At 46.5% G+C, this 15524-nt stretch carries 17 protein-coding genes; 9 read left to right on the forward strand and 8 right to left on the reverse strand.

Annotated features, from left to right (window positions below; genetic code table 11):
- Nucleotides 1–5: 5 nt before the first annotated feature.
- Nucleotides 6–821 carry a uroporphyrinogen-III synthase gene (locus tag CHL76_RS05340; RefSeq protein WP_158219076.1) on the reverse strand — a complete coding sequence of 272 codons (816 nt, stop codon included), beginning with the start codon at nt 819–821 and terminating at the stop codon, nt 6–8.
- Nucleotides 822–995: 174 nt separating this feature from the next.
- Here CHL76_RS05340 and CHL76_RS05345 point away from each other — a divergent pair, with 174 nt between their 5' ends.
- Nucleotides 996–2594 (forward strand): ABC-F family ATP-binding cassette domain-containing protein, encoded by a 1599-nt coding sequence (locus tag CHL76_RS05345; RefSeq protein ID WP_079476497.1) that lies wholly within the window; start codon nt 996–998, stop codon nt 2592–2594.
- A gap of 177 nt (nt 2595–2771) precedes the next feature.
- Here CHL76_RS05345 and CHL76_RS05350 read toward each other — a convergent pair whose 3' ends face one another.
- Nucleotides 2772–3539 carry a S1 family peptidase gene (locus tag CHL76_RS05350; RefSeq protein ID WP_094908047.1) on the reverse strand — a complete coding sequence of 256 codons (768 nt, stop codon included), beginning with the start codon at nt 3537–3539 and terminating at the stop codon, nt 2772–2774.
- A gap of 91 nt (nt 3540–3630) precedes the next feature.
- Between CHL76_RS05350 and CHL76_RS05355 the strand changes: the two genes are divergently transcribed.
- Nucleotides 3631–4443, forward strand: coding sequence for a YihY/virulence factor BrkB family protein (locus CHL76_RS05355; RefSeq protein ID WP_158219077.1), 813 nt, complete (start codon nt 3631–3633; stop codon nt 4441–4443).
- A 23-nt stretch (nt 4444–4466) separates the two neighbouring features.
- On the opposite strand, the gene CHL76_RS05360 is transcribed toward CHL76_RS05355, so the two are convergent.
- Nucleotides 4467–4847, reverse strand: a complete 381-nt coding sequence (locus CHL76_RS05360) for a gamma-glutamylcyclotransferase family protein (protein ID WP_094908049.1) — start codon at nt 4845–4847, stop codon at nt 4467–4469.
- A gap of 96 nt (nt 4848–4943) precedes the next feature.
- Here CHL76_RS05360 and CHL76_RS05365 point away from each other — a divergent pair, with 96 nt between their 5' ends.
- Nucleotides 4944–5714: an alpha/beta hydrolase gene (locus CHL76_RS05365; RefSeq protein WP_158219078.1), complete on the forward strand. Its 771-nt coding sequence runs from the start codon at nt 4944–4946 to the stop codon at nt 5712–5714.
- A gap of 42 nt (nt 5715–5756) precedes the next feature.
- Here CHL76_RS05365 and CHL76_RS05370 read toward each other — a convergent pair whose 3' ends face one another.
- From CHL76_RS05370 to CHL76_RS05390, 5 genes are all read right to left on the reverse strand, one after another.
- On the reverse strand, nt 5757–5960 hold the full coding sequence (locus CHL76_RS05370; protein ID WP_079476502.1) for a DUF6501 family protein: 204 nt from the start codon (nt 5958–5960) through the stop codon (nt 5757–5759).
- Nucleotides 5961–6075: 115 nt separating this feature from the next.
- Nucleotides 6076–7284 (reverse strand): NupC/NupG family nucleoside CNT transporter, encoded by a 1209-nt coding sequence (locus CHL76_RS05375; protein ID WP_079476503.1) that lies wholly within the window; start codon nt 7282–7284, stop codon nt 6076–6078.
- 237 nt (nt 7285–7521) lie between these two features.
- Nucleotides 7522–8010 carry a hypothetical protein gene (locus CHL76_RS05380; protein WP_022792179.1) on the reverse strand — a complete coding sequence of 163 codons (489 nt, stop codon included), beginning with the start codon at nt 8008–8010 and terminating at the stop codon, nt 7522–7524.
- 110 nt (nt 8011–8120) lie between these two features.
- Complete coding sequence (locus CHL76_RS05385; RefSeq protein ID WP_094908051.1) at nt 8121–9173, reverse strand: C45 family autoproteolytic acyltransferase/hydolase; 1053 nt, start codon at nt 9171–9173, stop codon at nt 8121–8123.
- Between the two features lie 134 nt (nt 9174–9307).
- Nucleotides 9308–9742 carry a hypothetical protein gene (locus tag CHL76_RS05390; protein WP_079476505.1) on the reverse strand — a complete coding sequence of 145 codons (435 nt, stop codon included), beginning with the start codon at nt 9740–9742 and terminating at the stop codon, nt 9308–9310.
- 265 nt (nt 9743–10007) lie between these two features.
- On the opposite strand from CHL76_RS05390, the gene CHL76_RS05395 reads away from it, so the two are divergent.
- From CHL76_RS05395 to CHL76_RS05415, 6 genes are all read left to right on the forward strand, one after another.
- Nucleotides 10008–10346, forward strand: coding sequence for a CHY zinc finger protein (locus CHL76_RS05395; RefSeq protein ID WP_244897374.1), 339 nt, complete (start codon nt 10008–10010; stop codon nt 10344–10346).
- A 151-nt stretch (nt 10347–10497) separates the two neighbouring features.
- A complete protein-coding gene (locus CHL76_RS05400; protein ID WP_094908052.1) occupies nt 10498–12246 on the forward strand; it encodes a gamma-glutamyltransferase family protein in 1749 nt (582 codons plus the stop codon).
- 13 nt (nt 12247–12259) lie between these two features.
- The gene (locus CHL76_RS16975) at nt 12260–12430 is read left to right on the forward strand and encodes a hypothetical protein (protein ID WP_158219079.1); all 171 of its coding nucleotides are present in this window, start codon (nt 12260–12262) and stop codon (nt 12428–12430) included.
- 183 nt (nt 12431–12613) lie between these two features.
- A complete protein-coding gene (gene pgsB, locus CHL76_RS05405; protein ID WP_079476507.1) occupies nt 12614–13813 on the forward strand; it encodes a poly-gamma-glutamate synthase PgsB in 1200 nt (399 codons plus the stop codon).
- 2 nt (nt 13814–13815) lie between these two features.
- Nucleotides 13816–14265, forward strand: a complete 450-nt coding sequence (gene pgsC, locus CHL76_RS05410) for a poly-gamma-glutamate biosynthesis protein PgsC (protein WP_022792185.1) — start codon at nt 13816–13818, stop codon at nt 14263–14265.
- A gap of 12 nt (nt 14266–14277) precedes the next feature.
- Entirely contained in the window at nt 14278–15483 is a 1206-nt protein-coding gene (locus CHL76_RS05415) for a CapA family protein (RefSeq protein WP_094908053.1), read from the forward strand.
- Nucleotides 15484–15524 lie beyond the last annotated feature (41 nt).

Here is a 15524-nt window from a genome sequence, read left to right on the forward strand (position 1 = left end):
ATGAATTAGTCCTTTCGTTGTTCAAAATGTTTGGATAAGGCGACAATCATCGCACCCATTCGTTCGTTTTCCGGCACGACATAGTCGTCGACGCCTCTTTCGCGTAAGGCTTCCGCCGTTACTTTCCCCACAGCGGTTGGCACTACCTGGTGCCGGAGCGCTTCCTGCAGCTGCGCGGCCCGGCCGGCGTGCTCTGCATACTGAAACAAGGCATGAACCTGAATCGCGGTCGTAAAACAGATGGCGTCACTTTCTGCATGCAGTAGATTTTCAAGGCACGCAGCTGCCACGTCTTCCTCAGGAGGCATATGCTGGTACGGCAAAATATCGTACACTTCAGCGCCGCGTTCCTCCAGGTACTTCCGGAGCCGGGGATTTTCCATCCCATGCAGCTGGACCGTGACCTGTTTGTGCTGAAAATCATGACCGTCCAACGCCCGCAGTATGCCGGCCGTCGTGCCGTCATCATCCCGGGCGGCAATATCACACTGCAGGCTTTTTAAAACATTAGCGGTTTTGTAGCCGCGGGCCGCTACGCTGCTCTGCTGAATTTTTTGGACAAATGCTTCCCGAATCCCTTCTTCCTCCGCAATATCCAGCATGGCATTCAGCCCCATGCCGGTCATAAAAATACTCCAGTCCACCGGCTGCTCCAGGTATGCCTGCATTGGCGCCCGCAGCTGTTCTTTATTCAGAAACGAGGTGCCCTGGAGCGGGAAGTTCAGCGTCTCTCCTCCTTGCCGGCGAATCAGCTCTTCCATTTCCTCTGTTTTTCGGGACGCAGCAAGAATTACCTGCCGTCCGCTTAATCCTTTGGCCACCCAAATGCCTCCTCTGGTCTTTCTCCGTTTTCTGCATTTACTATATCATGCTTTTTCAGTCTCTAACAGCGGCGCCGCTCTTCTTTTCTGCGGAAAACCTCCCCTTTCCCTGTTCATTTCAAGCTGCCCCGTGTTAGTATGAAACAGACTGTTATTTATAAAGGAGATATGAACATGATCGATGTACAAAACGTTGGGCTCCGGTTCGGAGATCAAATTTTATTTGAAGACGTTAATATAAAGTTCACTCCCGGCAACTGCTACGGCTTGATCGGAGCAAACGGGGCCGGCAAGTCCACATTCTTAAAGATTCTTTCCGGTGAAATTGACTCTCAGAACGGCAATGTAATCATGGATAAAGATTCAAGACTCGCGGTGCTGAAACAGGATCACTTCGCGTACGAAGAATATACGGTTATCGACGTGGTCATTATGGGCCATAGCCGTTTATATGAAGTCATGAACGAAAAGAACGAAATTTACATGAAACCGGACTTTTCCGACGAAGATGGCATGAAGGCCGCCGAGCTTGAAGCGGAATTTGCAGAGATGAACGGTTATGAAGCGGAAACGGAAGCCGCGCAGCTGCTGCAGGGCCTCGGCATCAAAGAGGATTTGCACCAGAAGCCGATGGCTTCGTTAAGCGGTTCCCAGAAAGTAAAAGTTCTTCTTGCCCAGGCGCTGTTTGGCGATCCGGATGTGCTGCTTCTGGACGAGCCGACCAACAACCTTGACGTGCAGGCGGTACATTGGCTCGAAGAATTCCTGATTAACTTTGAAAATACCGTTATTGTCGTTTCCCACGACAGGCACTTCCTGAACCAGGTGTGCACGCACATTGCGGATCTCGACTTTAATAAAATTGAACTGTATGTTGGCAACTATGACTTCTGGTACGAATCCAGCCAGCTCGCCCAGAAGATGGCCCGCGAACAGAACAAGAAAAAGGAAGAGCAGATCAAGGAACTGAAGGACTTTATTGCCCGCTTCAGCGCGAACGCTTCCAAGTCCAAGCAGGCGACGTCCCGGAAGAAAACGCTCGATAAAATTTCACTGGATGATATTAAGCCATCCTCGAGAAAGTATCCATTCGTGCAGTTTAAGCCAAACCGGGAGCTTGGCAAGGATTTGCTGACAGTGGAAAACTTGTCGAAAACGATCGACGGCGTTAAAGTGCTTGATAATGTCAGTTTCACTCTTAACAGCGGCGACAAGGTAGCTTTCGTCGGCGAAGAGGAAACGAAAAAAACCGTACTGCTGCAGATTTTGGCCGGCGAATTGGAGCCGGACAGCGGTGATTATAAATGGGGGCTGACCACCAGCCGTTCCTACTTCCCGAAAGATAACTCTGCATACTTTGAAGGCCTGAATATTAACCTGGTGGATTGGCTGCGCCAATACTCCCCGGATGACCAGAGCGAAACATTTATCCGCGGCTTCCTCGGCCGGATGCTCTTTTCCGGTGAAGAAGTGTTTAAAAAAGCGGACGTCCTCTCGGGTGGCGAAAAAGTCCGCTGTATGCTTTCCAAAATGATGCTGAGCGGTGCAAACGTTCTTATCATGGACGAGCCCACCAACCATCTGGACCTCGAAGCTATCCAGGCGCTGAACAATGGCCTGAAGTCATTTAACGGCTCGGTCCTCTTTACTTCTCATGACCATGAATTTGTTCAGACCATCGCCAACCGGATTATTGAATTCACTCCGGATCGCATGATCGACAAAGAAATGAGCTACGATGAGTATATTGAAGAACAGTATGCACGTGCATAAATTTATATATTTACTTTCAGCACCAGGGCGCGTATGCTCTGGTGCTTTTTTTATGTTTATTCATGTTTTTTATTCTATTAGTGGTATGACTTATTAATATAATTAATACGGTAAATGAAATTTTAATTTATTCGAAAAATCCACGACTCTGTACTAGTCGCGGCGTTGCCGTCATATTTATTTATTTTCTGTTTCATTGATCAGTTCGTGTACCCGCTCTACCGGTACTGCAAGCCCGTAGCGGCCGTTTTCTTCTGTACTACTCGCAAAAACCACTCCGGTCACTTTTCCAGCTGCTGTGATTGCAGGACTGCCACTGCTTCCGTTAAACACAGGAGCATCAAGCACAAGCCGGCCCTTCTCTGTCTCGACGATGGATCCCCGATTGGCTACATCTGAGAACCCGAGAGGATTTCCGATGACGATAACGTCTGAGCCGGCAGACGCACTCGTTTTTGCAAGTGTAATGCCTCCTTCCCACTTCTCTTTTAACATCACGACAGCGAGATCAGCCTGCTCATCTACAGCTTCCACGGTTCCTTCTGCAAGATCCCCCTCTTCAGTTTCAACCGCTACACTGTCCGCTCTTTCCACGACGTGATAATTTGTTATAAAAGCATCCGGGCCTTCTACGAAAAACCCTGTTCCAAAAGACGTTTCCCCATTTTCTGTTGCCCTTATTTTCGTGACCGCCTGCTGCCACTGCTGTACATCCTCCTGCTTGGAAAGCTGATATGAAGCGGTTAAAAAGGACCACGTGTCCAGACGAAAGGTATCAATTAAGTAATAGGCAGATTGGAAAATCAGCATTCCTGTCATCAGCACCGCTACTGCCCGGAACAGACCCCGACGCTTATTTTTTGACGGACGTGGCGGTCCCGGCTCAAAATCTTCCGGCTCGGGTTCGCCTTCGACATGCTCGTCATTGCCTTCGTCTCTTCTCATATAACGCTCCTTTTCCCGCACCTCTTCTCATACTCTACTTCTGTATTATAATGAGAAAAAGAGATTTCCGCAAAAAGGAGGGACTTAACTGGTGAATTTTCTCCAATCATTCTTTAAAAAAAGCATCGAAGACAAAATTTATGACATTGCTGCCCAGCTGGCTTATTACTTTCTTCTGGCCATGCTCCCCCTTTTAATGCTGCTGATCAGTATTATTGGCTTTTTTTCCATCGATACGGACGGTATTCTTTCACTCATTAACGCCTATGTTCCTGGAGGAGCCTTTGTAATCATTCAAAACAATCTGAACGCCATTTTGAATTCACAGTCGGTTGGCCTGTTGTCTCTCAGTACAACAGCTACACTCTGGCTGAGTTTGATGGGCACATTCGCTATCATCCGTGCAATTAATGCTGCCTATCGCCTGAAGATTCCTTCGTTGCTATCCATGTTGGGAAAAGGCATCATTCTCGTTTTGTCTCTGCTTCTCGCCATCATTATATCCTTGTTGCTTCCTATCTACGGTGAACCACTCGGTGCCTTTGTTTTTCGTTTTATCGGCCTTGATGATTATTTCCTGCAATTGTGGAGCTGGATTCGCTGGATCATCAGCTTTTTGGTAATAGGTGCAATCCTTGGTATAATTTACAAAGTAGTACCTAACCGTAAGACCACCTGGCGAGAATCGCTGCCCGGCGCTACACTCGCTCTATTAACCTGGCAGGCTGCTTCCTTTGGATTTTCTTTTTACGTCAGCGTTAGTGATTATTCTATGATTTATGGAAATCTGGGCAATTTAATCGTCTTAATGCTCTGGTTTTACCTTACAGGATTCGCAATCCTGCTTGGAGGAGAATGGAATGCCTGTCTCTACGAGAGGGACAATAAAGCTATCGAAATATAACTTTACCAGCCTAGACGTTTTTCTTAGGAAGACAACAAATGAGTACGCCAGGACCCGGAAGGAATAAGTGGATAATGTTTTGCCTTAGAAAGAGGGTATACATAAATCCATCCTTCCGTTTCCCCTTCGGCATCTTTTACCCATACCCTTTCGTATTCATTTATCTGTCCCGGCTGTTCGTACTGCTCAAGCCAATCCAATACACTTATAGCCGCGTCATTTATTTGTATCCATTCACCTACAACATCCATTCCGTTTTCGTCAACAACAGTCGCAGGGTACGGCCCGGTGTTGTATAAAAATCCCTTCACTTTTCCGCGAACCACATCATATACACTGTTTTCAATGTAGTGATATTTGTTTAATTTTTGCAACAGTGTACCGTATACAAATACTACCTGCATTATATACCTCCTCAAATTGACAAACCTTGCGCCTGAAGCTATAATAATCCTTAGTAAATTAATCAGGATAGTTAACTTTAAAAGGAGAGGATGCTCATGTCTCAAAACCCAAGGGTATTGGACGGCGCTGGGTCACTTTATTTTCCCGGTGGTCCCACGGCAGTGCTCGTCTGTCACGGTTTTTTAGGTACTCCCCAAAGTGTCCAGTATGTGTGCCGCCAATTAGCCCGAAAAGGGTTTACTGTTTCTGCCCCAAGACTACAAGGACACGGCACCTCCTATCAAGACCTTGCGCGCTATACGCACCAGGACTGGATTAAAGATATCCATACAGCCTATCAGTCGCTGCGCGTTAATCACAGCAGCGTTTTCATCGTGGGACAATCTATGGGAGGAACTCTCGCCCTTCATACCGCCGCTTCCTTCCAGGATACTGCTGGCATTGCCTTAATTAATCCCGCTCTCGATGTTCCCGGGATGCAGAGGGCAGTGAGAGAAACTTCTGCTTCCTTCATTAAAGAAGACCGGCCTGATATCCGGTGTCCCCAGGAAGAAGAAATTACGTATTCGCACGTTCCGACAGCTTCCGTGCGCTCGCTGCTTCAACTAACAGCTGCTGTGCGCCCAAAGGTGCGTTCAGTTTCATGTCCCGCGCTTGTCGCAGCATCCCGGATTGATCATGTCGTACCGCCTGCAAATGCAATAGCTATCTATGAAAATCTCTCTTCCACCTCCAAGGCGTTTGAATGGCTTGAACAATCCTACCACGTGGCCACGCTCGACGCTGATCGGGATTTTCTCGCCGACCGCCTGTCCTTATGGATAGCTTCGGTCACTTCCAGCCGCCTTTCTGCTTCTCATAATTAGATTATGTAAACCAAAAGGAGCCGCAGCGTCTGCAGCTCCTTTTTATGCTTCTTCAAAGTAGTCTTTATAAAACCCGCCGATGCGGCCAGTGTTGTCGATAATGAAAATGAATTCGTCCGTTTCGTTTTTAACCGGATACTGCTTTCCAGGGGTTAATACACTGTCGACCTTATATTTGGCTGCTTCAGCATGCTTGCATGTAACGTATCTCAGCGTATCGCTGTTTTTCCATTTCTGATGAATCATCGTAAGCCTCCTAACCATTTTAGTCATTATTATTGTAGCATATCACTTGCTGCAATGCCGTAATGGATAAAAAAGCGCCCCTTCGAAAAGGAGCGCTTCTGGTAAATCTGAATTTTTACAGGACAAACATGCCGGCAATCGAAGCACTAAGGAGTGATACTAAAGCTCCGGCCGCTACTGCTTTCAGCCCCATTTGAGCGATATCGTTACGGCGTGTCGGCGCCAGTGAAGCGAAACCGCCTAAAATAATAGCAAGGGACGACAGGTTTGCAAACCCACAAAGCGCAAAAGTGATGATCGCCTGGGATTTTTCACTGAAGCTGTCAATTTCCGGGGCAAAGTTCGCATAGGCGACAAATTCATTCAGTACTAGCTTCTGCCCGATAAATCCGCCAGCCTGAAGAGCTTCACTCCAAGGAACGCCGATCATAAATGCAACTGGGGCAAATACATATCCAAGAAGTAGTTCAAGCGTAATTCCATCAGCTCCGAACCAACCTGTTACCCACCCAAGCAGCAAATTAATCATTGCAATTAAAGCGACAAATGCGATCAGCATCGCCCCAACGTTTAAGGCAAGCTGCAGGCCGGTAGATGCTCCGCGGGCCGCAGCGTCAATCACGTTATGAGACTCAGTGTCTTTTTCTATTTCAATCTCATCCGTCGTCAAGCTGAGATCCGGTTCCGGGAAAATCACCTTTGCAATAATCAGCCCGCCCGGTGCCGCCATAAAGCTCGCCGCCAGCAGGTAATCGAGCGGAATACCAAGTCCTGCATAGCCAAACAGCACTGAGCCGGCAACTGAGCCGAGTCCCCCGGTCATAACAGCAAACAATTCGGATTTGGTCATGTTTGCCAGGAACGGACGAACAACAAGCGGCGCTTCCGTCTGGCCAACGAAGACGTTTGCTGCTGCAGACATGGATTCGGCTTTACTCGTTTTCAGAAGGGCGGACAGGACACCGCCGATAAATTTGATAATTACCTGCATAACCCCGATGTAGTACAAAATACCGATCAGGGAAGAGAAAAAGATAATAACCGGCAGTACGGTAAACGCAAACGCACCGGTCTCTGTAATACTTTCTCCAAACAAGAAGGTATATCCTTCACTAGCAGTATCGATAACGTCCTGCACACGAACGACCAGCCATTCGAAGGCCGTGCTCCCCCACGTAGAGCCAAGTACTAAAAATGCAAATATAAGCTGGAATAGAAGCCCTACGAGTACGGGACGAAAACGAATTGATTTTTTGCGGGAAGATAGTAAAAAAGCTAAAAACAGGACAAAAACAATTCCCATCAATCCCCATAATATGTTCATATACCCACCACCATGTATGTAAGATTGATCTAATTCACAAAGAATAGATCAAAGTTAATGTATCAAAAGGCGGGCATGAAGTAAATAACTATCTCCTCTTATGCTTAAAAATTGTGTAATTTCTCAATTATCAGTCAGGCCCCTGTGCTTTTAACAAGAAAGCGGTTACGAAATTCACAGGCGTTGAAAATTAGAAAACCCCGGGGCATTTGCCAGGGGTTTCAGCCTGTATAATGTTTACTCTACGCTTAAGCGCAGATCCGGCAAGTGGTTTAAAATAAATTGGGCTTTGTTCGTATCTACTTTCATTTTGAACTGCCGGTAATACTTAAGCGCTGTTTCAAAATGAGCAGGCATATGATGATATTCGTCCATCACACGGTCAAAGGCGTCATAGGCAAGCATTAATGAACTGACCATCTCTGTAAGCGGTAAAATATATTTATCAGTGCCATGGTGCGGAGATGTGCACAGTGTCATTTGCTCTACCTGGTCATCAAAGAAAGCTGCTGCATCCTCCACGTACGGACGGTACACGGATTGGACACTCTTTGCTTTTTCTTCAAAATAGGAGCGCCATTCCCGGCAGAAGCTGATCATGTACGGAAGATCGTCCCGTGTAATAACAATATCAAAGCCGGCCTGCCGGACACGATCCATACTCATTGGTTCCATCTTTTCCTGGTGTAAAGGCAGATAAAAGAATTTGCGACGATACGCTTTCATGCTGCACCCCGTCTTTCTACTATTTTCGGCATATTTTAAAATATTATAACATCTTCCTCCGGTGTTTCCTACTCTTTTCCTTTACTTTTTTCAGGTTGGCCGTCTTCTGTTTACCACTCAAAGGAAAAAGGCATTTCTGTATCCACTGCTCCCCGAATTTTTGTGATCCGCATCGGCTCTGCGTTCAACCAGGAAGCAAACGGCAGGAGCGCCGGGTACCTGTTCCCGCCAATACCCACATATATATTCTTTTCCGCGGGAAGATACTGAGCTGTATGAATGGTGCCTGACCAATGCTCATAGTCATTCGAATAAATCATATCTGTATCATGGTTGAAACGGCGAAAAGCACTATAGACTGTCTCCCGGTTCCAGTCGATGGAACGAATATGGGCTTCACGTTCCCGTGAATTTCCCATTAAATGGCGGTTTTCTTGCTGCATGGACGGTACATTGAAATGATTGGTACAGGCTACTTCTCCTGCTGGACGAACAGCGGTGCCCCGGGGGGAGGCCTCCACCACTGCCCCTTCTCCCGAAGCATCCATCATGGAATAATTGAATGAATGCCGGTGCGGAAGTTCCTGGAGAAGCCGGACGGCCTCTTTTGTAGTACGGCAAGTCTCGAGCACGATACGGAGAAGGTTTGAACAGACAATTCCCGGTTTTGGCTTAATACGGTGCACAAAATGGTAGCCAACAGAGAGCCCATATTCATTCATCGCATCCGAACGGCCGATAATCCGCTGGGCAAACCCTGCTGTTCCGGGACCGCCGGTGGGCTTTGTGAATAAGAACCGCCCTTCATACGTACTCGGCAGGTAATCATAATTTCGAATATACATACCGTTTGCCATCAGCCCGCTGCATCCCGATCGCACTTTTGACGCCTGATAGCCGCTAAACTCCTGAAGCACATCCCGAAATGTCCATTCGAGTCCTTCAGCCAACCCTTTCAATTCTTCCCACAGCCCAGGAACATAAAGCTGGTAAAGTTTTTTGACGTCCTCTACTGGAACATCATATTTTGCAAGTGAACGCTTCAAACGTTCATTATAATGGTAACGTACGAGCGGCGTATGTTTTAAGTAACGGCCCTGCCGGTAGCCGATATCTGCATAAGTTCCTTTGTAAGCTTTTACGTCTACATGAATATTTTTCATTGCTCTTTTGGACTCCTTTGCCCAGCATTTCTATTTGCTTTTATAAGTATAGAAAATATAACTCTTTTTATCGAACCATGTGCTCGGCAGCATAAAAAAACGCCCGGAGTACGGACGTTTAAAATTTATCATTTTTATAAGCAGGACCAGCGCCTTACATCGCTGATGAGTTCGAGTGTTTCACTCTCACGAAAAGCAGTCTGTTCAAGCATTTCTTTGAATAGATAGATGACAATGGTATGGCGGTCCCGGTTATCAATCATTTCTACTCCGGTTTTTCCTTCGTTTCCATGCACAATATCGAGATCCAGGCGTTCGCTCACCTCTTCAATGGAAGTTCTTCCTTTTGGAATATCAAGCACCACTTTGAGGAAATTTTCCCTGTCATCATTAATCATGCCCCAGCGTTTTCCGAACCATGCCCGGCAGCCGGTCATGCTTACTAACGTATATCCGTACGGAGGAGTCGGGACAAGTTTCGTGCTCGCCCACCCTCTTAATTCCATCGCATTTGACAATTCTTTCGCCTTTTCCTGAACGAATGTCAATTGATTTTCCTGTACTTCCATTTTATAGCCTCCTTAACAATCTCGTTTTACCGCTTGGTCTACTTACCACTCCCCAAGATATACATTCGTCCATGTGTGTAAATAAATATATCACAATTGAAAGCGGTTGTCGATAAAATGAAAGAAAATTCAAACAATGTTTATCGGCACATTCACTGAATGCTTTTTCATTATACCTTATTTTCATATTTTTAAAACATCTCGTAAAAATTGTACTTTTACTGTTAGAATACGTTTGAGAGTGTTAATATAAGGAGATGAGTTTTTGAGCTGTTCAGAGGTAAAAGTTCGAGGCGTTTCTCTGGATGAAGAAACAAGATGCGCCCATTATCATACATCGGTCGATATTGTTGCCATGAAGTTTTATTGCTGTGGACGCTGGTACAGCTGCCACACCTGTCATGAAGAAAGTGAAAGCCATCCTATAGCACCCTGGCCTTCTTCGCTCTTTTCCGAAGAAGCAGTTTTGTGCGGAAAGTGCTGGCACACCATGAGCGTGACTGATTATCTTCATGCCGATCACCAATGCCCGAATTGTCATGCGGCATTCAACCCAGGATGCCAGCGCCATGCTTCCCTCTATTTTTCGCTATCACAGGGCTGAGAAATTTTTGAAAACCATTAGGTCTTCCTGACCTTTCTTTTCAACATAAATGCCTTTATTATAGATAAGTCGTTAATAGGTGAAGCACTGGCGGTGTCAAATGACGTTCAAAAACTAATCAGACCACCCAGAAAGGAGTTTGACCCGTCCCGTGAATGCACAAAAAATAACGTACATACTTGCTGCGGTCGTTGTCGCAGGACTGCTCATTTACGTAGGAGTAACAAACTTTGGAGGAAGCGACCAAAGCGGTTCCAGCTCTGAAGAAGAAAGTGCTCAAAATGACTCTAATTCAAGCTCCGGGGCTTCCAGCGACATTGCTTCCGGTTCTAACTACGAGGGCTACGGTGTTAGTACAGACAATGAGCTTGCGACAGAAGCCGGCATGCAAATTCTTGAACAGGGAGGAAATGCGGCAGACGCTGCGGTTGCTACTTCCTTTGCCCTGACGGTAACTGAACCATACGGATCCGGCATCGGAGGCGGCGGTGCGGCTCTTGTGATGAATGGGCCAAACGCTTCCCCGGAAGTTTACGATTACCGTGAAGAAGCTTCTACGACTAATCGTGCTTTAAATGTAGCAGTGCCTGGCTTCGTAAAAGGCATGGCTGCCCTGCACGAAGAACAGGGAAGTGGCCAGTTCACCCTTGCTGAGTTAATGCAACCGGCTATTGATTACGCCGAAAACGGGTATGAAATTAATAGTTATCTGGCCAGCCGCATGTATTACGCTCAACCGAGATTAAACCAGCAAAATTCTCCTGCCTTTTACGATGAGAATGGCAATCTCCTGCAGGAAGGCGATACTCTCGTTCAGGAGGAATACGCTCAAACCCTTCGTACCATTCAGGAAAATGGGCCGGAGAGCTTTTATAGCGCAAATGGAGCTATTGCCCAGCAGCTGACGACCGATTACTCACACATAACCCCGGAGAGCCTGCAGCAATACAATGTGCAAACCCCTGAGGTGGCACAGGGAACTTTTGAAGGTCAAAACGTCTACAGTGCTCCTTCTCCTCTTTCCGGGGTAACGCTGATTCAAATGCTCGGCATGGGCGAGCGCCTGAATATCGGTGAAGCTCTTCAGGGAAACGAAGCGGACTACATTCATATGATGAGCGCCATCACCCGGGAAGCTTATTACCAGCGCCTTGAAAACTTGGGAGATCCGGAGTTTAACGAAATCACCACCGAGGAATATGTGAGTGAGGGTACCATCGATGATCTAGCACAAAACGTCCGTGAAGAGCGTCTGGATACAGAAGAGCTTGAAAACGCGACAGGGTATAATTCTTCCGATGGCCAAAATACGATTACCCACTCGAGCACCACCCATGTAAATGTAATGGATGCTGATGGTAACACGGTGGCTCTTACAAACACGCTGGGTAACTTCTTTGGCAGCGGCCAGACGTCTGCGGGCATGTTTTTAAACAATCAGTTGAACAACTATAACGAGACTCCGTCTTCGCCAAACAATATCGAAATTGGAAAGCGTCCGAGAAGCTTCATTGCCCCTACCATTATTCAAGATCCAGAAGAAGAAACAGTTATGGGCATCGGCTCTCCAGGAGGCTCGCGCATTCCAACTGCGATGGCAGAAGTTATTTTCCGCATGGAATATCTAGATGAGAGCTATGAAGAAGCTTTCGCTGCTAACCGTTCCTTTGTAGATGTTGTCGAAGGCCAGGCAACACTTGCTATTGAAAACGGGGACCAGCCGGAAAATGCAGAACTTATTGAGGAAATCAACAGTAAATACGGGGACCGCTACTTCATCGCCCCTGATAAAGGCCCTTCCTATTTCGGAAACGTCACCTCATTAATTAAAGATTACGACGACGAAGAAATGCAGGGAATTATTGACCAGCGCCGCGGAGGTTCCGCCCAGACTCAATAAAGGAGAAGTGAATGTGAATATCTTAAAGAAAATCGGCCCTTACCTCTTTTTGTTTGCGTTAGTGCTGTTTATGTATTTCTTTAAAGTGGATGCTGAGCTGTCCACCACAGAAGAAGTTGAAATCAACAGCGCACTCAATACACCGCCGGAAACAGAAACTCAAGAAAATACAAATACGCAGTAACTATTTTCTTAGATAAGCGTCTTAGTATTGGCATTGTTTGTGGGAGTGTCTCTTAACACAAGAGACACTCTACGCTTGCAATGAAACGATTACTCCTGACGTAAGCGGGTATGGAATATTGTTGGTGTTATTTGACATTCAAAGGGAGATAATATTAGAGAGCACCGAGGAGGTAAAGCGTCGATGTTATTATTGTACGGTTCATGTATAGCAATTGCGTTAGTGGGCATTTTTGAACTTCGCAGACACCAGAAGAGAGTTGACCAGATACCACTTCGCATCAATGTAAACGGCGTTCGCGGCAAATCAACAGTAACCCGTTTAATTACGGGAATGCTGAGCGAAGCTGATTACAAAGTAGTTGGAAAAACGACAGGCACACAGGCACGCAGAATTTACTGGGATCGGACTGAAAAACCGATCGAACGTTCACTCGAAGGCCCGAATATCCGTGAGCAAAAGGAAATATTGAAGCATGCTTCGAGCCTTGAAGCCAATGCATTTGTCAGCGAGTGTATGGCTATCAATCCGGATTACCAGCGTGTACTGCAGGAGAAATACCTCCAGGCAAACGTCAGCGTCATTTTGAACGTATTTGAAGATCATATGGAAACACTTGGGCCAACCCTGAAATACGTAGCAGAAGCATTCAGCTCGACGATTCCATATAACGGCAAGCTTATTTTGTCCAACGGCCCTTATTTTCATTACTTCAGTGAAATTGCTGAAAAAAGAAATACGGAAGTATACCTTGCCAATCCGGAAGAAATCCCGGACGGCTTTATCGACAAATTCGATTACATGCTGTTCCCGGAAAATATTGCAGCGGCACTTGCCGTCGCCCGGGCAGTTGACATCGACAAGCGTACAGCTCTTTCCGGTATGCTAAATGCCAACCCGGATCCTGGGGCTCTCCGGATTGTTACCCTTGAAGACGGCAGCCGGGAGCGTTCCCACTTTGTGAATGGGTTTGCGGCGAATGACGCCCGGTCGACGCTTGAGATTTGGTCACGCGTACGGTCGTCAAGCTACATGACCGACAACCCGGTGATTATTATGAACTGTCGTGAAGACCGGGTAGACCGGACCGAAGAATTTACAAAGTATGTTTTGCCTTATTTACCGGCAGAGAAATTAATTCTTATCGGCGGAAACGTACGTCCGATCACCCAGGCTTTCGATCAGGGGGACCTGCCATTTAATTCCGTTATCAATCTGGAGGGCGAAGATGCAGATGCCATTTTGGCCCGGGTGAAGCGGGAAGCTTCCCATTCGCTTATATTCGGAATTGGAAACATTCACGGTGCTGCTGAAGAATTTATGGAAAAACTTTATGATTCCCCGGAAACACTCATTAGTAAAGTCGGCGAGGAGGCCATGTAACATTGTTTGGTACAGATCTTTATATCGCATTAGTCGTAGGAGTTATTATCAGTTTGATATACGCAGAAAAGACAGGAATTATGCCAGCCGGGCTAATTGCGCCCGGCTATTTGGCAATTGTTTTTGATCAGCCTGTCTTTCTGTTAACGATTTTTCTCATCAGTTTCTTGACGTATTTAATTGTCGCCCACGGGTTGTCCCGTATTATGATTCTTTACGGACGCCGGAAATTTGCAGCCATGTTATCTACAGGGATTGTGTTAAAGCTGATCTTTGACTACTTTTATCCTATTCTGCCTTTTGAAATATACGAGTTTCGTGGTCTCGGGGTTATCGTTCCGGGATTGATTGCAAACGCGATGCAGCGCCAGGGCGTTGTCCCTACCGTGGCAAGTACACTGGTTCTTACCGCTGCAACATTTGTAATCATCACGCTATACTATTTAATTTAGGGGTTCTTACATATGGCCAAGCGATTATTAAACTTCAAAGAAAAGTATTTAGCCTACACCAAACGCCAGCGCCGAAAAGCCGGCAAACATGCCATTCTCGGCATTATTATCTGCCTTGTGGCAATGACTTTAATCCGTGTGGTAGAGCCATCTGCTGCTGAAAGTGAATACCAGCAGGAACAAAACACTGTATTTACATCTGCTATGGTTGGCGACATGATGACCGGCCGCCATGTAGAAGAAATTGCCAATCAGGAAGGTTACGAATCACTATTCCAATATGCAAAACCAACGCTTGAAGCTGCCGATTACACAATTGGAAATTTTGAAAACCCAATCGTGGATAACCCGGACCAGACAGAAGAAGCTGACAAAATAATTAATCTTTCTTCAAAATCAGGAGCTATTGATGGTCTTGAAGATGCAGGCTTTGATGCTGTCAATTTGGCCAATAACCATATGATGGACTACCAGTATGCAGGATTGAATGAAACCCTTCAGGCGTTTCAAAACTCTAGCATAGATGTAGTCGGCGCTGGGGCGAATGCAAATGAAGCCCATAACTATACGTTAAGTACACACAATGGCATGGACGTAGCCACATTAGGCGTGAATGACATTACGTATGCGAATATGGAACAGGCTGGACCAAACTCCTCTGGTATTTTAACAAGCCAGGACCCGAGTGCTTACATTGACGCCGTTCAGCGTGCAGATGCGAATGCGGACCTGGTCATCGTGAACATCCACTTTGGCCAGGAGTACGACAGCACACCTACCACGCGTCAACGGCAGATGACTCAAGCCATCGCAGATGCCGGCGCTGATGTCATCATTGGCGCGCATCCTCACGTGCTTCAATCGGTAGAAGTGTACAATAATACGTTCATCATGCATTCCATCGGTAATTTTGTATTTGACCAGGGTTGGACAAGGACGAGAGACAGCGTCATTGCCAATTACTCACTTGGCGAAGACGGCACTGCCCATTTGGAAATGCAGCCATTCCGGGTGTTTGAAGCTACTCCGCGTCCGGTCGAAAGCGCGTTTCACCGTGAACGGATTTTCCGTCAACTGACGAAGGACACCCAAAACAAGGATGCTATCATAGAAAACGGTGAACATCTCGTGTTTGAAGCAGATCATTCTAATGTTATTGATAGCATGGAACAAAGCAGCAACCAAAATAACAACCAGAACACTACTCAAAACCAATAAAAATATTCATTTTCTACCTGCCGGTTTCATCTGGCAGGTAT

It is taken from the genome of Marinococcus halophilus, from assembly GCF_002265875.1.
In the GTDB taxonomy this organism is placed as follows: domain Bacteria; phylum Bacillota; class Bacilli; order Bacillales; family Marinococcaceae; genus Marinococcus; species Marinococcus halophilus.